The sequence below is a fragment of the Modicisalibacter sp. MOD 31.J genome, assembly GCF_020147985.1.
Classification (GTDB): domain Bacteria; phylum Pseudomonadota; class Gammaproteobacteria; order Pseudomonadales; family Halomonadaceae; genus Modicisalibacter; species Modicisalibacter coralii.
The window spans coordinates 846,035-864,173 of sequence record NZ_JAGXFF010000002.1; the positions used below are offsets into that span (position 1 = coordinate 846,035).

The 18,139-nt window shown below is 68.7% G+C and carries 19 protein-coding genes; 1 reads left to right on the forward strand and 18 read right to left on the reverse strand.

Annotated elements, in window-relative coordinates; translation table 11 throughout:
* Window positions 1-3 precede the first annotated feature (3 nt).
* From KGR00_RS09620 to KGR00_RS09650, 7 genes are all read right to left on the reverse strand, one after another.
* Window positions 4-771: an energy transducer TonB gene (locus KGR00_RS09620; protein WP_224416983.1), complete on the reverse strand. Its 768-nt coding sequence runs from the start codon at window positions 769-771 to the stop codon at window positions 4-6.
* The gene (locus KGR00_RS09625; protein WP_129141636.1) at window positions 771-1,175 is read right to left on the reverse strand and encodes a biopolymer transporter ExbD; all 405 of its coding nucleotides are present in this window, start codon (window positions 1,173-1,175) and stop codon (window positions 771-773) included. The genes KGR00_RS09620 and KGR00_RS09625 overlap by 1 nt, the downstream gene beginning before the upstream one ends.
* Complete coding sequence (locus KGR00_RS09630) at window positions 1,168-1,701, reverse strand: MotA/TolQ/ExbB proton channel family protein (protein WP_129141637.1); 534 nt, start codon at window positions 1,699-1,701, stop codon at window positions 1,168-1,170. Before KGR00_RS09630 ends, KGR00_RS09625 begins: the two co-directional genes overlap by 8 nt.
* Window positions 1,685-3,079 carry a MotA/TolQ/ExbB proton channel family protein gene (locus tag KGR00_RS09635; RefSeq protein WP_224416982.1) on the reverse strand — a complete coding sequence of 465 codons (1,395 nt, stop codon included), beginning with the start codon at window positions 3,077-3,079 and terminating at the stop codon, window positions 1,685-1,687. Before KGR00_RS09635 ends, KGR00_RS09630 begins: the two co-directional genes overlap by 17 nt.
* Entirely contained in the window at window positions 3,076-3,921 is an 846-nt protein-coding gene (locus KGR00_RS09640) for a DUF3450 domain-containing protein (protein WP_224416981.1), read from the reverse strand. Before KGR00_RS09640 ends, KGR00_RS09635 begins: the two co-directional genes overlap by 4 nt.
* 444 nt (window positions 3,922-4,365) lie before the next feature.
* Window positions 4,366-5,292 (reverse strand): FAD-binding protein, encoded by a 927-nt coding sequence (locus KGR00_RS09645; protein WP_224416980.1) that lies wholly within the window; start codon window positions 5,290-5,292, stop codon window positions 4,366-4,368.
* Entirely contained in the window at window positions 5,289-6,041 is a 753-nt protein-coding gene (locus tag KGR00_RS09650; RefSeq protein ID WP_224416979.1) for an electron transfer flavoprotein subunit beta/FixA family protein, read from the reverse strand. Before KGR00_RS09650 ends, KGR00_RS09645 begins: the two co-directional genes overlap by 4 nt.
* A 320-nt stretch (window positions 6,042-6,361) precedes the next feature.
* Here KGR00_RS09650 and KGR00_RS09655 point away from each other — a divergent pair, with 320 nt between their 5' ends.
* Complete coding sequence (locus KGR00_RS09655; RefSeq protein WP_129141673.1) at window positions 6,362-8,005, forward strand: electron transfer flavoprotein-ubiquinone oxidoreductase; 1,644 nt, start codon at window positions 6,362-6,364, stop codon at window positions 8,003-8,005.
* Window positions 8,006-8,061: 56 nt separating this feature from the next.
* Here the strand turns inward: KGR00_RS09655 and KGR00_RS09660 are convergent, their stop codons facing one another.
* From KGR00_RS09660 to fabG, 11 genes are all read right to left on the reverse strand, one after another.
* Window positions 8,062-10,308: an ATP-dependent helicase gene (locus tag KGR00_RS09660; RefSeq protein WP_224416978.1), complete on the reverse strand. Its 2,247-nt coding sequence runs from the start codon at window positions 10,306-10,308 to the stop codon at window positions 8,062-8,064.
* Entirely contained in the window at window positions 10,305-10,880 is a 576-nt protein-coding gene (locus KGR00_RS09665) for a DUF1285 domain-containing protein (protein WP_224416977.1), read from the reverse strand. Before KGR00_RS09665 ends, KGR00_RS09660 begins: the two co-directional genes overlap by 4 nt.
* Window positions 10,881-10,908: 28 nt before the next feature.
* The gene (locus tag KGR00_RS09670; RefSeq protein ID WP_224416976.1) at window positions 10,909-11,736 is read right to left on the reverse strand and encodes a TatD family hydrolase; all 828 of its coding nucleotides are present in this window, start codon (window positions 11,734-11,736) and stop codon (window positions 10,909-10,911) included.
* Window positions 11,737-11,784: 48 nt separating this feature from the next.
* Window positions 11,785-12,120 carry a PilZ domain-containing protein gene (locus tag KGR00_RS09675; RefSeq protein ID WP_129141644.1) on the reverse strand — a complete coding sequence of 112 codons (336 nt, stop codon included), beginning with the start codon at window positions 12,118-12,120 and terminating at the stop codon, window positions 11,785-11,787.
* Between the two features lie 39 nt (window positions 12,121-12,159).
* The gene (locus KGR00_RS09680; RefSeq protein ID WP_224416975.1) at window positions 12,160-13,146 is read right to left on the reverse strand and encodes a DNA polymerase III subunit delta'; all 987 of its coding nucleotides are present in this window, start codon (window positions 13,144-13,146) and stop codon (window positions 12,160-12,162) included.
* Window positions 13,137-13,778 carry a dTMP kinase gene (tmk, locus tag KGR00_RS09685; protein WP_129141646.1) on the reverse strand — a complete coding sequence of 214 codons (642 nt, stop codon included), beginning with the start codon at window positions 13,776-13,778 and terminating at the stop codon, window positions 13,137-13,139. Before tmk ends, KGR00_RS09680 begins: the two co-directional genes overlap by 10 nt.
* An 11-nt stretch (window positions 13,779-13,789) precedes the next feature.
* Window positions 13,790-14,791, reverse strand: a complete 1,002-nt coding sequence (gene mltG / locus KGR00_RS09690) for an endolytic transglycosylase MltG (protein ID WP_224416974.1) — start codon at window positions 14,789-14,791, stop codon at window positions 13,790-13,792.
* Between the two features lie 39 nt (window positions 14,792-14,830).
* Window positions 14,831-15,634, reverse strand: coding sequence for an aminodeoxychorismate lyase (gene pabC / locus KGR00_RS09695; RefSeq protein ID WP_224416973.1), 804 nt, complete (start codon window positions 15,632-15,634; stop codon window positions 14,831-14,833).
* Window positions 15,635-15,641: 7 nt separating this feature from the next.
* Window positions 15,642-16,880 (reverse strand): beta-ketoacyl-ACP synthase II, encoded by a 1,239-nt coding sequence (fabF, locus tag KGR00_RS09700; protein WP_129141649.1) that lies wholly within the window; start codon window positions 16,878-16,880, stop codon window positions 15,642-15,644.
* Between the two features lie 176 nt (window positions 16,881-17,056).
* A complete protein-coding gene (gene acpP / locus KGR00_RS09705; RefSeq protein WP_031383713.1) occupies window positions 17,057-17,290 on the reverse strand; it encodes an acyl carrier protein in 234 nt (77 codons plus the stop codon).
* A gap of 99 nt (window positions 17,291-17,389) precedes the next feature.
* Window positions 17,390-18,133 carry a 3-oxoacyl-ACP reductase FabG gene (gene fabG, locus KGR00_RS09710; protein ID WP_129141650.1) on the reverse strand — a complete coding sequence of 248 codons (744 nt, stop codon included), beginning with the start codon at window positions 18,131-18,133 and terminating at the stop codon, window positions 17,390-17,392.
* Window positions 18,134-18,139 lie beyond the last annotated feature (6 nt).

Consider the following 18,139-nt stretch of genomic DNA (forward strand, 5'->3'; position numbering starts at 1 on the left):
CCCTCACCCCTCGAGACGGAATACCAGACGCTGACGCGCCTCGCGCGGCTGCGGGGCGCGCTTGAACTGCCAGTCGGCGATCGCCCGCAGCGCAGCCCGGTCGAAGACGTGCCGTGGCTCGGCATCGATCACCCGCAGCGAGTCGCGATCGACGCTACCGTCGGGACGGATCGTGAAACGCAACTCGACATAGCCCTCGATCCCCCGACGCTGTGCCCGGGAAGGATACGTCGGCGGCACCTTGCGGGTCGGTTGCGGCGAACTCACCACCCCGGGGTCGGACGGCGGCGCCTGGCTGGCCTCGGCCTGGGAGTCGCTGGCCGGCGCGCTCGCCGGGGCCTGCGCCACTTGCGACGTCGGCTCGGGGTTCGGCGCGGGTTCCGGGGCCGGGCGGGGCTCGGGTTTCGGCTGCGGGCGGGGCTCGGGCTGCTGCGTCGTCAATTCGGGCAACCGGCGATCCAACGGCACCTGCGGTGACTCGGCTGTCGGTATCTCGGGGGTCGGCATCGCCACCGGACTGGTCGGGCTCGGCGCAGGCGCCGCTGCCGGCGGTGGCGGCGGCGGCGTAGCCGCGGGCGGCCGGGGCGCCGCCTGACTGGGCACCGGCGCGCTCGCCGGGGCCTGCTGCTGTTGCGCTTCGACCATCGACACCGACATCGCCTTCTCGATCTCGGGGCGCTCGTCGACCGGCGGCGTGACCAGCAACGCCAGCAGGGTGAGCAGTACCAGGGTGAGCGACACCCCGCCCAGGGCGCTTGCCAGATGCCGCATCAGGAGCCGCTCCGTGTCGCCGCCACCGCCAGGTTGTCGACGCCGGCCCGGCGGATGCGATCCATCACCTCGATCAGCACGCCGGTGGTGGCATTGCGATCGGCCTGGACCACCACGCCGCCATCATCGCCGACCAGCCCGGCCACCGTGCTGCCGATCCGGTGCACGTCGACCGGCTCGCCGTCGACCCACACCGCGCCCTGGGGCGTGATCGCCACCATCACCTGGGCATCCGGCCGCGCGGTGGCCGACGACGCCTCGGGGCGCTCGATCTCCACCCCGCTCTCCTTGATGAAGCTGGTCGTGACGATGAAGAAGATCAACATGATGAACACGACATCGAGCATCGGGGTCAGGTTGATCTCGGCGGTCTCGTCGTCGCGGGCCATCCGGCGTCTACGCATCGTTTTCCTCCACGGCGCGGGCCATGCGGTCGTGCAACCGCTGGTCCTCGCGCCGAATCACTTGTTCGAGACGCGTGACGAACAACAGGCCGACCACGGCCACGGCCATGCCCGTCAGGGTCGGCAGCGTCGCCCGGGCGACGCCATCGGCCATCGCACGCGCCTGCCCGACCTCGGTCAGCGCCAGGCTGTCGAATACCTGGATCATGCCGGTCACGGTCCCCAGCAGGCCCAGCAACGGACACAGCGCCACCAGCAGCTTGAGCCAGGGCAGCGGGTGGCGCAGCCGGGCGATCAGTTCGCGAGTCCAGACCTCGCGCAGCGTCAGCGCGCTCCAGCTGACGTGGTCATGGCGGGCCGCCCAGCGTTCGATCAGCTCATGACGCGCGCGACGATGGCCGAAACGCCAGTAGAGCCCCCGCTCCAGGGCCAGCGAGAACAGCGCCATGGCCACCACCGCGATCACCACCAGAACCACACCGCCGGCCTCGATCAGCCGGTCGAGGGGCTCAAGCAGTGGCCACATGACGGCTCTCCCCGACGGACTGGCGCGACTCGAGATGCTCGGCCAGTACCGCGCTGGCCCGCCCCTCGAGCACCCCGACCAACGCCCGGCTGCGGCTCGCCAGGGCCGTCTGCGCAAACAGCAGCGGCACGGCGGTGATCAGCCCCAGCACGGTGGTGACCAGCGCCTGACTGATGCCGCCGGCCATCAGTTGCGGATCGCCGGTGCCGAACACCGTGATCGACTGGAAGGTGACGATCATCCCGGTCACCGTGCCCAGCAGCCCCAGCAACGGCGCCACGGCCGCCAGCAGCTTGACCAGCGGCTGGCCGCGTTCCAGGCGCGGCTGCTCGGCGAGCAGCGCCTCGTCGAGACGCGCCTCCAGGGCTTCCGGCGCATGCCCCTCGCCCAGCGCCTGGAAACGCGCCAGCACGCGCCCCAGCGGATTGTCGTCGCGCAATTGCTCTATCTGGCGGAGCTGGCGACGCAGGCGACGGGACACTCCCAGCAGGTAGCCATACTGGAGCAGTGCCACCACAAGCCCGATGGCCCCCAACGCGACGATCACGTAACCGACATAACCGCCCTGCTGAAAGCGTTGCCACAGGCTCGGGCGCTGGGACAGGGCCTTGAGCACCTCGCCCTGGGTGGGATCGATGGCCACGCGATCGCTGTCACCCTGCTGAAAGGCACGCAGGGTATCGCTCAGCGAGCCGGGGGTGTGGTCGAGCATCGTCAGGATGCCGTCGTCGCCCGGCGGGCGCAGCAATTGCCCGTCGCTGAACGCCGTGAAGGCGCCCAGGCGCACGACCTCGCGGGGTTCGACGGTGCCATCCCGCCCGGCCACCGGCGCCTCGAAGCGCACCGCCCGGCCGCTCTCGGCGGTGAGCCGCGCCAGGCTGTCGCCGAGAGCCGCGAGCCGGTCGAGATCCAGCAGGGCATCGTCGTCGGGTCGCGCGGGCAGGCTGACGTCGCTGCCCACCGTCAACCAGCCATCGCCCAGGTCGTCGCGCAACTCGCCGATACGCTGGCCGATCACGCCCTGGACGCCACCCAGCCCCCCCGTCTGCGACCGGGCCTTCTGGCGCAGTTCGGCAAGCTGCTCCTGCTGCGCGTCACGCTGTGCCTCGAGGGTGTCGCGACGCTGCTGCGCGGCGCTCAGGCGTGCCTTGGCCTCGGTCAAGGCCGCGTCGAGCGCCTGGCGGTCGTCGAGCAGAGCGGCGAGACGCTGGCGGTCCCGCGCCTCGGCGGCCTGGCTGTCGGCGCGAAAATCCTCGAGCACGCGCGCCATCGAGGGGCGCGGGTCGTTGTCGGCCGTCGCGCCAGTGTCCTGCTGGGCCTGCGCCAGGCAAGACACGCCGAGGCCGACCAGGGCGAGCGCCATCAGTGTGCGTTTCATGAATCGCCCTCCGCCGGCTGGTGGGACGTCTCCGCGGACGCCGGCGAGGCGTCTTCCGGTGTGAGGGACACGGGCAGATCGAGCAGCGCCGGGGCGCGCTCATCGCGGGCGATGCGCAGCCCCTTGCGGACCTCCCGCAACGCCCCGCCGTCCAGCGGCTGCCAGCGATGCGCGTCGGCCTGCCATACACCACCCCGATCGCCATCCGGGGTCAGGTAGTACCAGCCCAGACGCCCGACCCGCAGGTAGTCGACGGCCCGCGACGCCTCCGACGCCCCTGCGTCGCCCTGCTCGGGCTGGTAGAGCCGCCCGTGCCAGGCATCCACCTCGCGGCCGTAATCGAGCTCGGTACGCCAGGCGGCGAGCACCCGGTCCAGCTTGTCGGCGGCGGACAGCTCCCCGTCATCGAGCATCTGCTGCAGGCTCTCGATGCGCGCCTGACGCTCGCCACGCAGGAACGGCATGTCAGCATCGACCAGCGTCTGCAGCCGGCCGACCAGTTGCCGGGTCAATACCGGCAGGCGCTCTTCGGCGTCGGCCAGTTGCGAGACGGCCCGCTCGCGCTGCGCCAGGGTCTTCGCCTGCCGTTCGACCTGACGCGCGAGTTCGGCGTCGTAGTCCTCGAGTCGGCTCGCCTCGCGCCGGGTGCTGCGCAACTCGCGCAGCGCCTGGCGCGTCTCGTCGTCGGCGGCGTCGATCTTCTGCTGCAACTGCGCCTGAGTCTGCTGGGCGGACACGCTCTGCTCGCGCAGCGTGTCCTGCGCCTGGCTGCCCAGCGGCACCCCCGCGAGCAACAACGCCGTGAGCACGCCGGTGCCACGGGGTGCACGATGCGGTTTCATCAAGCTGACCTTTCTCACACGATGGCTCCGATGATCTGTCGGCCTGCGGCCGCCACGAAATGATCGACACGGTAATACAAAGAATAACCATTATCAATTGTAACCGAGGCGTACCCGGAGTGGCACAGGATTCGGCGACACGGAGAGCAATGAGAGAAGCCGGCCCGTGGGCCGGCTCACTTGAGGCGGGACGCCGTCGAGGGTGAAGCCTCGACGGTCAGGGGTATTCGGAGAATTCGGGAAGACCCCGATCTTCCTGCAGCTTGCTTTCGAGTGCCGGCAGCCCCTCGAACGGGTCGCCGACCAGGCCGGTGGCCGTCGAGCGCGCGACCTGGAAGATCCCGATCTGCCTACAGCTTGCTTTCGAGTTCCGGCAGTACCTCGAACAGGTCGCCGACCAGGCCGGTGGCCGTCGAGAGCGCGACCTGGAAGATCCCGATCTGCCTACAGCTTGCTTTCGAGTTCCGGCAGTACCTCGAACAGGTCGCCGACCAGGCCATAGTCCGCTACTTGAAAGATCGGCGCCTCGTCGTCCTTGTTGATCGCCACGATCACCTTGGAGTCCTTCATCCCCGCCAGGTGCTGGATCGCGCCGCTGATGCCCACCGCGATATACAGTTCGGGGGCGACGATCTTGCCGGTCTGGCCGACCTGCATGTCGTTGGGCACGAAGCCGGCGTCGACCGCGGCACGCGAGGCGCCGATCGCCGCGCCCAGCTTGTCGGCGATGCCTTCGAGCAGCTTGAAGTTCTCGCCATTGCCCATGCCGCGACCGCCGGAGATCACCACCCGCGCCGCGCCCAGATCGGGACGTTCGCTCTGCTCGAGCTGCTCGTCGACGAAGCGCGACAGCGTGTTGGCGATCTCGGTGTCGACGGCCTCGACCGGGGCCGCGCCACCCTCGCCCACGGCATCGAAGCCGGTGGTGCGCACGGTGATCACCTTGAGCGGATCGGCGGACTGCACGGTGGCGATGGCGTTGCCGGCGTAGATCGGCCGCTTGAAGGTGTCGGCACTCTCGACGGCGAGGATGTCGGAGATGGCGGCGACGTCCTTGAGCGCGGCGAGCCGCGGCAGCACGTTCTTGCCGGTGGTCGAGGCGGCGGCCAGCACATGGCTATAGTCGTCGGCGAGAGCGACCAGCAGGTCGGCCAGCGGCTCGGCGAGCTGGTGGGCGTAGACCGCGCCCTCGGCGAGGCGCACGCGACTCACGCCGTCGAGCCGGGCGGCCGCCTCGGCGACGCCGGCCACGTCGTCACCGGCGACCAGGACGTCGATGTCGCCCCCGATCTGCCGGGCCGCGGCGACTACGTGGGCGGTGGCGCCGGCGAGTTGCCCGTCGTGATGTTCGGCGAGGACCAGAATGCTCATGAAATCACCTTGGCTTCGTTCTTGAGTTTGTCGACGAGCTCATCGACGGAGCCCACCTTGATGCCGCCCTTGCGCTCGGCCGGGGTCTCGACCTTGAGCTGGGTGACCCGCGGGGCGATGTCGACACCGAGCTCCTCGGGCGTCCGGGTCTCGAGGGGCTTCTTCTTGGCCTTCATGATGTCGGGCAGCTTGGCGTAGCGCGGCTCGTTGAGGCGCAGGTCGGTGGTGACCACGGCGGGCAGCGTCAGCGTCACGGTCTGCAGGCCGCCATCGATCTCGCGGGTGACGTCGACGGTGCCTTCCTTGACATCGACCCTGGAGGCGAAGGTGCCCTGTCCCATGCCGGTCAGTGCGGCGAGCATCTGGCCGGTCTGGTTGTTGTCGGTGTCGATCGCCTGCTTGCCGAGGATCACCAGGTCGGGCTGCTCGGCCTCGACGACGCCCTTGAGCAGCTTGGCCACCGCCAGCGACTCGACCCGCTCGTCGGTGGTGACATGAACGGCGCGATCCGCACCCAGGGCCAGCGCGGTGCGCAACTGCTCCTGCGCGGCCTTGGGCCCGACGGTGACCGCGACGATCTCGCTGGCCACGCCCTTCTCCTTGAGCCGCACCGCCTCTTCCACGGCGATCTCGCAGAACGGGTTCATGGCCATCTTGACGTTGGTCAGATCGACATCGGAGTGATCCGCCTTGACGCGAATCTTGACGTTGTAATCGATGACGCGTTTGACCGCGACGAGTACTTTCATGGCGTCCTCGCTGGATTGGAAGCGGAAGGCATTAATTCATGCAAGCGTTTGATAGGGATTCGAACCGATGCCTTAGTGTGCCATAGCTTTCGATACCGCCCAAGACACCCGCGCTGGCGCCGAGCGTGGCGGGCCTGATGGCGGGCGGTCGGAATATGACTAGCACCAATTGACGGTAGAAGCAAACGATCGTTTTAATTATAGTAGAGGCATCGGATCGAGACATTATAACCAGCCCGGGCGAACACCGATGACTGCCCGGACCGGCATTGTCGTCATCAATGCCCTGACTGAGGAGATGCGCCGTGGAACGCGAACACATGGACTTCGACGTGGTGATCGTCGGTGCCGGCCCGTCGGGTCTGGCCGCCGCCTGTCGCCTGATGCAGCAGGCCAACGAGGCCGAGCGCGAACTGTCGGTATGCGTGGTCGAGAAAGGCTCCGAGGTCGGGGCGCACATCCTCTCCGGGGCGATCTTCGAGACCCGCGCGCTCGACGAGCTGTTTCCCGACTGGGCCGAGCGCGGCGCCCCGCTGACCACCCCGGCCACCCGCGACGACGTCTATCTGCTCAGGGACGCCGAGAAGGCCCAGAAGCTCCCCGACGCCCTGGTGCCCAAGAGCATGCACAACGTCGGCCAGGGCCGGACCAACTACGTGATCAGCGCCGGCAACCTGTGCCGCTGGCTCGGCGAGCAGGCCGAAGCCCTGGGCGTCGAGGTGTTTCCCGGCTTCGCCGCCCAGGAAGTGCTCCACGCCGACGACGGCACGGTGCGCGGCATCGTCACCGGCGACATGGGCCTGGGCGCCGACGGCCAGCCCAAGGACGGGCACATGCCCGGCATGGAACTGCGCGCCAAGTACACGCTGTTCGCCGAGGGCGCCCGCGGCCATCTCGGCAAGCAACTGATCGAGCGCTTCGATCTGGCCGCGGGCAAGGATCCGCAGCACTACGGCATCGGCCTCAAGGAGCTCTGGGACGTGCCCGCCGAGGTCCACGAGCCCGGGCTGGTGATCCACGGTTCCGGCTGGCCGCTGCCCGGGGACACCCAGGGCGGCTTCTTCCTCTATCATGCCGAGAACCAGCAGGTGGTGGTGGGGCTGATCGTCGATCTCGCCTACACCAACCCCTACCTGTCGCCGTTCGACGAGTTCCAGCGCATGAAGCATCACCCGCTGCTCAAGCGCTACCTGGAAGGCGGCTCGCGGGTGGCCTACGGTGCCCGGGCGATCGCCAAGGGCGGTTTCAACTGCCTGCCGAAGATGACCTTTCCCGGCGGGCTGCTGATCGGCTGCGATGCCGGGACCCTCAACTTCGCCAAGATCAAGGGCCTGCATACCGCCATGAAATCGGGCCTGGTGGCCGCCGAGACGGTCTTCGCGGCGCTCGCCGAGGGCGACGAGGGCGGCCGCGAGCTGACCGCCTTCACCGAAGCCTGGGAGAGAAGCTGGGCGCATGCCGAGCTCGAGGAAAGCGCGAGCTTCGGCCCGGCCATGCACAAGTACGGCAAGGTGCTGGGCGGGGCCTACAATGTCGCCGACCAGTGGCTCGGCGGCCGCCTGCCCCGGGTCCACGACACCACCCCCGACTTCGCCAAGCTGAAGACGGTCGACCAGGCCCAGCCGATCGACTACCCGAAACCGGACGGCAAGCTGTCCTTCGACAAGCCCTCCTCGGTGTTTCTGTCCAACACCAACCACGAGGAGGATCAGCCCTGTCACCTCAAGCTGCGCGATCCCGACGTGCCGATCCGCGACAATCTGCCCAAGTACGACGAGCCGGCAACCCGCTACTGCCCGGTGGGCGTCTACGAGGTGGTCGAGGACGAGGCGGGCCAGCCGCGCTTCCAGATCAACTTCCAGAACTGCATCCACTGCAAGACCTGCGACATCAAGGATCCGGCGCAGAACATCACCTGGGTGGCCCCGGAAGGGGGCGGCGGGCCCAACTACCCGAACATGTGAGTTCGATACTCATGTGATATCGATCGCCGCCACGGCAAGGCCCGGGAGGCGATCCTTCAATGTGCCGAGCGTTCGGCCGGCTCGAGCGTCTCCAGCGGGGCACGACTGGCGATCAGCCGTCGCCGTCCGGCCCGATCGAAGCGCACCTCGATCACCGGGTCGTGCGGGTCGCCCTCGACCAGCGCGATCTCGCCGCGACCGAAAATGGCATGCCGCACCGACTGGCCCACCGCGTAGCCGTCCCCGCCCGTGGTATAACCGGCCGCGGCCTCCGCCACGCCGGGTGCGGCGGCGCCCACGGCAACGGCCGGAGCGGCCTGGACCGCCAGTTCGTGACGGCCGATCGCCGCCAGATAGCGCTCGACCAGGGGCGGCTCGGCCACCTGCAGCGTCGCATTCGCCGTCTGGCCGTCCAGGGCCCCCGCCACACGCAAGCAATCCGGCCAGGCCATCTCGGCGAGGAAACGGCTGGGCCGATGATCGCCCCCGTCATGCATCAGCAGCAGTCGCTCGCGGGCACGGGTGATGGCCACGTAGAACAGTCGGCGTTCCTCTTCGAGGCGGTCGTCGTCGAGCGGGTTGTCGCGGGTGTAATGCGGGAAATCCTCCTCGTTGACGCCCCACAACGCGACCAGCGGCCACTCGAGGCCCTTGGCGCCGTGTACCGTGGTGATCAGCACGCCGTCGGCGTCCCCCTCGATGCGCCGGTCGAGCAGTTCGAGAAAGTCCCCCGGCGCCTGGGCCATCTCCTCGGCCTGCTCGATCAGCACATCGAGCAGACGCACGTCCTCCTCGCCCTTCTCGCGACGCGCCGCCGCGCGCTTGAGCACCTTGCCGGCATCGAGGCGCTCGACCACGTGTTCGAGCAGCCGCGCGGCGGGCAGCCCACCCAGACGCGGCAGCTCGCAGAGCAGTTCCCAGCGCCGCTTGAGGTTGCGCCGCTGCACCGGCTTGAGCCCATCGAGCAGCGGGTCGTCGCGCCCCGGCCAGCGCTGGCGTTCGGCCAGTTGCCGGGTCAGCGCCTGCAGGCGCTCGCGGGCCACGAACGGCGTCGGCTGGGAAAACAGCAGCAGCAGGTGCGCCGGGTCCTGGAGGCGACGGGGCTCGCGGGCCAGATGCAGATAGCCCGCCAGGGCCTGCACCAGCGGCAGGCGGAAGACGAAACGATCCTCACGGGCCAGGCGGAACGGAATCCCCGCGCGCAGCAGTTGCAGCTGCACGGAAACCGACAGCGTCCAGCTCCTCACCAGCACGGCGCACTCGCCGAGCGAGCGGCCGTCCGCCTGCCACTGGCGCAGCGCGTGCAACAATGGCCCCGCCCCCTGCCCGGCATCGATGGTGGTACGCGGGTTGTCGGGGCCGGCCAGGCAGATCTGGTCGGGCCGGCGCCGGTTGCCGCGAATGGCATGGTTGGCCGCCAGCGCCAGGGCATGCCCGTGGCGAAAGGTCATCGACAGCGGGTAGTCGCGGGCCTCGCCGAAGCTGGCGGTGAAGCGTTCGAGCATGTAATCGGGGCGCGCGCCCCGCCACTCGTAGATGCACTGATTGGCGTCGCCGACCGCCATGATCTCGGCGTGCGCGCCCGCCAGCAGCGCCAGCAACCGCTGCTGGGCTTCGTTGATGTCCTGGTATTCGTCGACGATGACGTGATCGAGAAAGCCCTGGACCCGGTCGCGGGCCGCGTCGTCGCCGGCCAGACAACGCAACGGGCGGTACAGCAGGTCGGCGTAGGTCATGCTGCCGGACGCCTCGAGCAGCGATTCCATGACATCGAAGGCCTCGACGAAATGCGCGGTGCCCTCGCCCCAGTCGCCACGCTCGCGCAGCGTCTGCGGATCGACCAGTTCGGCCTTGACCATCTCGCAGAAGTGCCCCAGCACCTCGAGACGGTCGGGGTCCAGGGCGGCCTCGCGAGTCGCCGCATCGCCGCCGTCGAGCACGCGCAGCGTGGCCTGGCGCAGCAGGCGTTCGCGCTGCCAGTCGGCGGCCAGCAGCTCGCGCGGCGCCAGACGCCCCCAGCGCACCAGGCTCTGGGTCAGTCGGTGGCCGATGGAGTGAAAGGTACGCACCTCGGGCAACGCCTGCCCCGGTGGCGCCAGGGCGACGAGCTTGGCGGTGAAGTCCTCGCGCGCCGCGCGATTGAACATCAATACCAGCATGCGCCGCGGCGACACGCCGCGCTCCAGCAGGTGCAACACCCGCGCCACCAGGGTGGTGGTCTTGCCGGCGCCGGCAACCGCCGCCACCCGGGCGTGCCCGCCGGGGTGACGGACCACGGCGAGCTGCTCGGGGGTGAGCCTCACGACGGCTCCCGATCGAGGCGCCCCAGCGGCTGCCAGACGCCATCGCTGACCAGGCCCAGCTCGAGGCCGGCATCGACCTCACGGGTCTCGGCCTGCTCGATCAGCCGGTAGTAGACGTTACGGTGGACCCGGGCCGCGAGCCCGAAGCGCACCGCCACCTCGGGGACCCACGCCCCCTCCGGCGTTGCGCTGAGCACCAGTCGATGCTCGCTGCCCAGCGCCAGGACGTCGCCGAACTGAGTGGTCATGCGCCAGCAAGGCCGTTCGCGCTCGTGGCTGCATTCGGCATCGACCACCAGCAGAGGCCGGTCCTCGACGCGAATACGCCACTTTTCCACCGGCGTCACCAGGTAGTACTCACCGTCGTCCTCGCGCCGCAGGATCGTCGCCAGCAGGCGCACCAGACGTGGACGCGAGAGGATCGCCCCCTCGTGCCACCAGCGCCCGTCGGCGCCGATGGTCAGGTCCAAATCACCGCTCAGCGGCGGCGACCAGCGATCGACCGGCGGGACGCTGCCGGGCAGGGACGCCCCCGACGGTTCGATACCGGTCACGAGCCCTTCCAGCATCATGGCGGTCCTCCTCGATCTCGGGGCTTGTTCAGACCAGATTGGCCTCGATCAGTGCCTGACGCGCCGACTCGGGCGCGTGAGGCGCGGCCTCGCGGAACAAGCGGTAGAAATTGGCGGTGGTCTGCATGGCGAGCTCGTCGACGCTGATGCCACGCTCGGCGGCGATGCACTCGGCCACTTCCACCACCCATTGTGGCTCATTGGGCTTGCCCCGGTACGGCACCGGCGCCAGGTAGGGGCTGTCAGTCTCGATCAACAGCCGGTCGAGCGGTATGGCCCGGGCCAGCTCGCGCACCGAGGCGGCGTTGCGGAAGGTCACGATGCCCGACAACGAAATCATGAAGCCCCGACGCACCGCCTCCCGCGCCATGTCCAGATCCTCGGTGAAGCAGTGCAGCACCCCGCCGACCGCCGGATCGGTGTGTTCGGCGATCAGCGTCAGGGTGTCCTCGCGCGCTTCGCGCGTATGCACGATCACCGGCAACTCCAGCTCGCGGGCGGCGATGAGGTGATTGGCGAAGCGACGCCGCTGGGCCGCGTGCGGTACGCCGTCGTAGTGATAGTCGAGGCCGGTTTCGCCGATCGCCACGGCCTCGAAGCGCTCGGCGCACGCCTTGATCGCCTCGACATCGGGCTCCTCGGCGACCTCGTGCAAGGGGTGCACGCCGGCGGAAATCACCACGTCGTCGTGCGCCCGGGCGATGGCCGCCAGGTCGGACACGCCGTCCAGGGTCACGGCGATCGCCAGGAACTGGCGCACGCCCCGCCCCCTCGCCGCATCCAGGGCGGCATCGAGGCGGCCGTCATGCGCCGTGAGGTCGAGACGATCGAGATGACAGTGAGAGTCGACAAACATGCAGGAACCGTGGCTGTTCGAATGGGAAACGCGCAGCAGACACTGCGCTTACAGGGTAAAGGTGGGCGTGCCCTTGTCGAGAAGCCCCGCCAGATGGTTTTCGATACGATCGCGCACACGCTGATCGTCGGGGCTGAAATGCACGCCGATCCCCGGCACCCGGCGCCCCGAGACACCCGGCGGCGAAATCCACACCACCTGGCCGGTGACCGGCAGGCGCTCACCCTCTTCGGGCAGGGTCAGCAGCAGGAATACCGTCTGCCCCAGGGCGTAGGTGTCGCGGGTCGGCACGAAGACACCGCCGCGCTCGAGGCTGGGCATGTAGGCCGAGAGCAGCGTCTGGCGATCCTTGAACGTCAACGAGAGCGCTTTCTGTTCGCCCATCAGACAACCTCCATCGCAGTGAGAACCCGCGAGAATGACCTATGACCGCAGCAGCGCCGACCAGCGCACCAGCCAGGCCTCGAGGACCAGCTGTGGATTGGGGTTGCCGCCGGCGACCAGCAGACGCTGTTGCTCGCGGGCATAGTCGAGCAGGCGGAACCAGTCCTGAACCCGGCCGTTCTTGACGGCCTGCCGGTAGAGCGGCAGCAGATCGGGGTTGCGGACCCGGGCGGTGTCGCCGGACAGCCCCAGCCGGATCAGGTCCTCGAGCCAGGCGATACCGTACCACAGGATGCGTTCGACCGCCTGTCGGTCGAGCCGCGAGGCCTCGGCGACCGGCTCGCCGCCGCGCACCAGGGCATCGAAGAGTTCCTGCAGCGACTGACGCAGCGCGCGGGACTCCGGCGCGGCGAGTTCGCGGGCCAGCAGCGGCAGGCCGCCGGCGACGCGCAGCCAGAACTCGGCATCCGCCGCGTCCCCCAGCGCCTCCGCCAGCCACGGCAGGCTCTGCTCGGCCTCGGGGACGCCCAGCGCCCAGTGCTGGCAGCGCGAACGGATGGTCGCCAGCATCCGCGAGGGCACGTCGGCGAGCAGCAGGAACAGCGTCCGCTCCCCCGGCTCCTCGAGGCTCTTGAGCAGGGCATTCGAGGCCGCGACGTTCATCGCCTCGGCGGGCTGCAGGACGATCACCCGGTAGCCGCCCTGCTGTGCGGTCTGGGCGACGAAGGCGTTGATCTCGCGAATCGGATCGATGCGGATCTGGCGCCGGTTGTCGGCGGGCGAGACGCGCTTCAGGTCGGGATGATAGCCCGACGCCAGCATCTGGCAGGCATGACAGCTGCCGCAGGCGACGGCCCCGGGAGAACGGCACAGGGTACGGGCCACCAGCGCGTCGGCGAGCTGCTGCTTGCCGACGCCGTGAGGGCCCGACAGCAGCAGCGCATGGGGCAGCCGGCCGTCGTCCTGGAGGGCGACGAGCCGCCGCCAGATCGACGCGTGCCAGGGCAGCGGCGTGGTTACAGCCATGTCGTCATCCGTTCGCGCAGGCAGTCGCGAATCGCCGCCTGCACCGACGCCAGCGGCTGCGAGGCATCGACGATGGCGAACCGCTGCGGCTGCGCGGCGGCCCGCTTCAGGTAGGTCTCGCGGACCGCGGCGAAGAATTCGCCACGCTCGCGCTCGAAGCGGTCGGGATCGTTGCCGCGGGCCACGACCCGCTCGCGGGCGGCGTCCACCGGCATGTCCAGCAGCAGGGTCAGATCGGGCTGGAGACCGCGCTGAACCAGGGTTTCCAGCGCCGCGATGTCGCCCGTGTCGATGCCGCGGCCGCCGCCCTGATAGGCGAAGGTGGCATCGGTGAAGCGATCGCAGACCACCCAGGCGCCACGGGCCAGCGCCGGGCGGATCTGGCGCGCGAGATGCTGCGCCCGGGCGGCGAAGATCAGCAGCAGCTCGGCATCGTCGGCCAGCGGCTCCTGCTCGCCGGGATCGAGCAGCAATTCGCGTATGGCCTCGGCGCGCGGCGTACCGCCGGGCTCCCGCGTGGCGACGACCTCGATGCCCTGCTCGCGCAGCGTCTCGCAGACCAGGGCCAAGTTGGTGCTCTTGCCGACCCCTTCGCAACCTTCGAGGGTGATGAAGCGTCCGCGTGGGTGCATGGGCGTTCCCGTCAGCGATCGAGAATGTAACGGCGCACGGCGGCATTGTGCTCGGCGAGCGTCGACGAAAAGTGGTGACTGCCGTCGCCCTTGGCGACGAAATACAGGGCATCACCGTCGGCCGGATGGACGGCGGCCTCGAGGGCGGCACGCCCCGGCATGGCGATGGGCGTCGGCGGCAGGCCGTCGATGACATAGGTGTTGTAGGCCGTCGCGCGCTGCAGGTCGGCCTTGGTCAGATTGCCATCGTAGGCGTCGCCCAGGCCATAGATGACCGTGGGGTCGGTCTGCAGCCGCATGCCCTTCTCCAGCCGGCGCACGAAGACACCGGCAATCTTGCGTCGCTCGCCGTCGGCCCCGGTCTCGCGCTCGATCAGGGAGGCCAGGATCAGGGCCTGGTAGGGGGTCTTCAGGGGCAGATCGGCGTCACGCGACTGCCACACCGCGTCGAGCGTCTGCTGCATGCGCGCATAGGCCTGGGCGAGGATCTCCCGATCGCTCACGCCCTTGTGATACCGGTAGGTATCGGGAAAGAAGCGCCCTTCCGGCTGCTCGTCCGGGTGGTCGAGGCGCGCCATCACCTCGTCATCGCTCAGCCCGGCCAGCCGATGATCGAGCTTGGGCGCCGACGCCAGGCGCTCGCGCAACTGACGGAAGGTCCAGCCCTCGGGGAAGGTCACGGTGTAGGTCACGACCCGGTCGCTGCCCAGCAGCGCGAGCGCCTGACGGCCGCTCATGCCGGGCTCGAGCCGAAACTCGCCGGCACGCAGGGGGGGCAGCGCCCGGGGATCGATGCGCTTGTAGAGCCGGTAGGGCCAGGCGCTGGCCAGGATGCCGCGATCGACCAGATCGTGCACGACCCGGTCGAAGCCGGCGCCCTGGGGCACCTCGTAGAGGGTCGGCACCTCGATACCCAGCGGACGGTCGAGCTGGGCCTGCCAGTAACGGAAGCCGGCGAAAGCGGCGATCGCCAGGACGACGAGCGCCGCGACGATGAATTTCAACGCACGCATGAAGAATCCTCGTGGACGCGGAGTCACGCTCCGCAAAACTCAACCGAGACGGGGATAGCCCAGCAGCTCGTGGGCGGCGTCCTGCAGCGCGCGATGCGACTCGCTCACCGTCCAGACGCGACGCTCGCGCCCCTGGGGATCCAGCAGTCGCCGCACCGGCCAGACGCCCTGCAGCGAATTGCCCACCCAGACCTCCTCGGCCTCGAGCAGCCGATCGACACCCGCGGTGACCGCCGCGATCGGCAAGCGTTCGAGCAACGCCTCACGCAGCGTACCGGCGACACCGCAGGCGTCCAGGGCGGGGGTTTCCAGACACTCGCCATGTTTCCAGAACAGGTTCATGCAGGTCGCTTCGATGACGTTGCCGCCCTCGTCGCACAGCACCCCCTCGGCGATCTCGGGATCATCCCACTCTCGACGGGCCAGCACGTTTTCCAGACGGTTGAGATGCTTGATGCCGGCCAGAGCCGGCTGTCGTCCCAGCGTCAGGCGGCACAGCCGCAGCGTGACCCCCTGGGCCCAGCGCGTCGGCGCGGGCTCGAAGGCGGCGGAGCGCCAGCGCCAGCGTGGCTCGGCCGGCTGCGGCGCCAGATAGCCCCGCCCGCCGCTGCCCCGCGTGACGAGCAGCTTGAGGACCCGTTGGCCGGGCCCTGCCAGAGCGGGCAGCGCGGCCAGTTCGTCGCGGTCCGGGCAGGCGAAGCCCAGCCGCTCGCAGCCCCGCGCCAGACGCGCGAGATGGTAGTCCCAGAGCATCGCCCGGCCATCGCGGACCAGGGCGGTCTCGAACACCCCGTCGCCATAGGCCAGGCCACGGTCGTCGAAGGGGACGTCGGCATCGCGCATGGCCGGTTCAGACCCGCGAGAAGATCAGCGACCCGTTGGTGCCACCGAAACCGAAGGAGTTCGACAGCGTATGCTCGATGGCCATCTCCCGCGCGGCGTTGGGCACGTAATCGAGCACGCAACCGTCCTGGGGATTGTCGAGATTGATGGTCGGCGGCGCCACCTGGTCGCGCAGGGCGAGAACACAGAACACCGCCTCGACGGCCCCGGCCGCGCCCAGCAGGTGGCCGATCATCGACTTGGTCGAGCTCACCGCCACCTGCTTCGCGGCATCGCCCATCACGCGTTCGATCGCCCGGCTCTCGGCGAGATCGCCGGTGGGCGTCGAGGTGCCGTGGGCATTGATGTAGGCGATGGACTCGGGACTCATGCCGGCATCGCGCAGGGCATTGCTCATCGCCGCCGCGGCGCCGCGGCCGTCTTCCGGCGGCGCGGTCATGTGGTGGGCATCGTCGCTCATGCCGAACCCCTTGAGTTCGGCATAGATGGTCGCACCGCGCTGCCGGGCGTGCTCGTAATCCTCGAGGATCACCACTCCGGCCCCGTCGGAGAGCACGAAACCGTCGCGGTCACGATCCCAGGGCCGGCTGGCGGCGGCCGGGTCGTCGTTGCGCGTCGACAGTGCCCGGGCCGCCGAGAAGCCGCCGAGACCGAGCGGCGTGGTCGCCATCTCGGCGCCACCGCAGACCATCACGTCGGCATCCCCGTAGGCGATGGTGCGGGCCCCGTAGCCGATGTTGTGGGTACCGGTGGTGCACGCCGTGGTGATGGCGATGTTGGGCCCCTGGAAGCCGTACTTGATGGCCAGATTGCCGGCGATCATGTTGATGATCGATCCGGGGACGAAGAACGGGGAGATGCGCCGCGCGCCCCCCTTCTGCAAGGCATTGTGGTTGTGCTCGATCATCGGCAGGCCGCCGATGCCCGACCCGATCGCCACACCGATCCGATGGGCATTGTCCGCATGGCACTCGAGACCCGCATCGCTGATTGCCTGGGAGGCCGCAGCGACACCGTACTGAATGAACAGATCCATCTTGCGCGCATCCTTGGGATTGGCATAAGGGCTGATATCGAAGCCCTTGACCGACCCGCCGAAGCGCGTGTTGAAACCGCTGGTGTCGAAATGCTCGATCGGGGCAATGCCGCTCTTTCCCGCCAGGATGTTGTCCCAGCTTTCCTTGACGGTGTTACCGACCGGCGTCACCAGACCCAGCCCGGTCACCACGACCCTTCTACGAGGCATCTGCTCTCCTCCGGATATCCATGACAGACGCGCGTGTCATCCGGCGCGCCATCGCAGGGCGCGATTATACCTGAAGCATACCGGCAATGGGGCCGCCTCGCCCACAAAAACGAAAGCCGTTCTGAGACCAGAACGGCTTTCATTGGGGCAGGCGGTTCGCGCCGAACTACATCACCTTACTGGTGAGCAACGACGTAGTCGATCGCTTCCTGCACCGTGGTGATCTTTTCCGCTTCCTCGTCGGGAATTTCGGTGTCGAACTCCTCTTCGAGCGCCATTACCAGCTCGACGGTGTCCAGGGAATCGGCACCGAGATCTTCGGTGAAGGATGACGAGTTCTGGATGTCCTCTTCCTTGACGTTCAGGCGCTCGGCCACGACCTTCTTCACGCGCTCTTCGATGGTGCTCATTATGTCGTTACTCCTAGTGGTACATATCCGCCAGCTGAAAACTGCCGGGTAGTTTATAGACGGCCCCGAATCGACGCAACCAGGGCATCGACCGCAACCTCAACGCATGTTCATGCCACCGTTGACCTGCAGGGTTTCGCCGGTGACGTAACCCGCCGCGTCGCTGGCCAGAAAGCCTACCGCTGCGGCGATTTCCTCGGGCCGGCCCAGGCGGGACAGCGGGATCTGCCCGAGCAGTGCCTTGTGCTGCTCCTCGGGCAGGGACTCGGTCATGTCGGTGGCGATGAAGCCCGGCGCCACCGCGTTGACGGTAATGCCCCGGGACGCCACTTCGCGCGCCAGGGCGCGGGAGAAGCCTTCCATGCCTGCCTTGGCGGCAGCGTAGTTGGTCTGCCCCAGGTTGCCCATGGTCGCCACGACGGAACTGATATTGACGATCCGCCCGAAACGCGCCTTGGTCATGCCGCGCACGCAGGCCTTGGTGACGCGATAGACGGACTTGAGATTGGTATCGAGCACCGCGTCCCACTCGTCTTCCTTCATGCGCATCAGCAGGTTGTCACGCGTGATGCCGGCATTGTTGACGAGGATCGTCGGCGTACCGAACTCCTCGCCGATCGCCTTGAGAAGCGCGTCGATGCTCGCCTGGTCGGTGGCATCCAGGCGTCGCCCGGCACCCTCGATACCCTGCTCGCGGAAATCCGCGTCGATTCGCTCGGCCCCCGCATCGCTGGTGGCCGTACCGATGACGATCCGGCCCTGCCGCCCCAGTTCATGGGCGATGGCCCGGCCGATACCGCGGCTGGCGCCGGTCACCAGGGCGATTCTGCGTTCGCTGGTCATAAGCCT

Coding starts and splice junctions, on each gene's coding strand:
- KGR00_RS09620 (WP_224416983.1), bottom strand. CDS start 771: ATGCGGCATCTGGCAAGCGCCCTGGGCGGGGTGTCGCTCACCCTGGTA.
- KGR00_RS09630 (WP_129141637.1), bottom strand. CDS start 1,701: ATGTGGCCACTGCTTGAGCCCCTCGACCGGCTGATCGAGGCCGGCGGT.
- KGR00_RS09680 (WP_224416975.1), bottom strand. CDS start 13,146: ATGGCTGTAACCACGCCGCTGCCCTGGCACGCGTCGATCTGGCGGCGG.
- KGR00_RS09640 (WP_224416981.1), bottom strand. CDS start 3,921: ATGAAACCGCATCGTGCACCCCGTGGCACCGGCGTGCTCACGGCGTTG.
- KGR00_RS09650 (WP_224416979.1), bottom strand. CDS start 6,041: ATGAAAGTACTCGTCGCGGTCAAACGCGTCATCGATTACAACGTCAAG.
- KGR00_RS09655 (WP_129141673.1), top strand. CDS start 6,362: ATGGACTTCGACGTGGTGATCGTCGGTGCCGGCCCGTCGGGTCTGGCC.
- KGR00_RS09670 (WP_224416976.1), bottom strand. CDS start 11,736: ATGTTTGTCGACTCTCACTGTCATCTCGATCGTCTCGACCTCACGGCG.
- tmk (WP_129141646.1), bottom strand. CDS start 13,778: ATGCACCCACGCGGACGCTTCATCACCCTCGAAGGTTGCGAAGGGGTC.
- KGR00_RS09665 (WP_224416977.1), bottom strand. CDS start 10,880: ATGATGCTGGAAGGGCTCGTGACCGGTATCGAACCGTCGGGGGCGTCC.
- acpP (WP_031383713.1), bottom strand. CDS start 17,290: ATGAGCACCATCGAAGAGCGCGTGAAGAAGGTCGTGGCCGAGCGCCTG.
- mltG (WP_224416974.1), bottom strand. CDS start 14,791: ATGCGTGCGTTGAAATTCATCGTCGCGGCGCTCGTCGTCCTGGCGATC.
- pabC (WP_224416973.1), bottom strand. CDS start 15,634: ATGCGCGATGCCGACGTCCCCTTCGACGACCGTGGCCTGGCCTATGGC.
- KGR00_RS09635 (WP_224416982.1), bottom strand. CDS start 3,079: ATGAAACGCACACTGATGGCGCTCGCCCTGGTCGGCCTCGGCGTGTCT.
- KGR00_RS09675 (WP_129141644.1), bottom strand. CDS start 12,120: ATGGGCGAACAGAAAGCGCTCTCGTTGACGTTCAAGGATCGCCAGACG.
- KGR00_RS09645 (WP_224416980.1), bottom strand. CDS start 5,292: ATGAGCATTCTGGTCCTCGCCGAACATCACGACGGGCAACTCGCCGGC.
- KGR00_RS09625 (WP_129141636.1), bottom strand. CDS start 1,175: ATGCGTAGACGCCGGATGGCCCGCGACGACGAGACCGCCGAGATCAAC.
- fabF (WP_129141649.1), bottom strand. CDS start 16,880: ATGCCTCGTAGAAGGGTCGTGGTGACCGGGCTGGGTCTGGTGACGCCG.
- fabG (WP_129141650.1), bottom strand. CDS start 18,133: ATGACCAGCGAACGCAGAATCGCCCTGGTGACCGGCGCCAGCCGCGGT.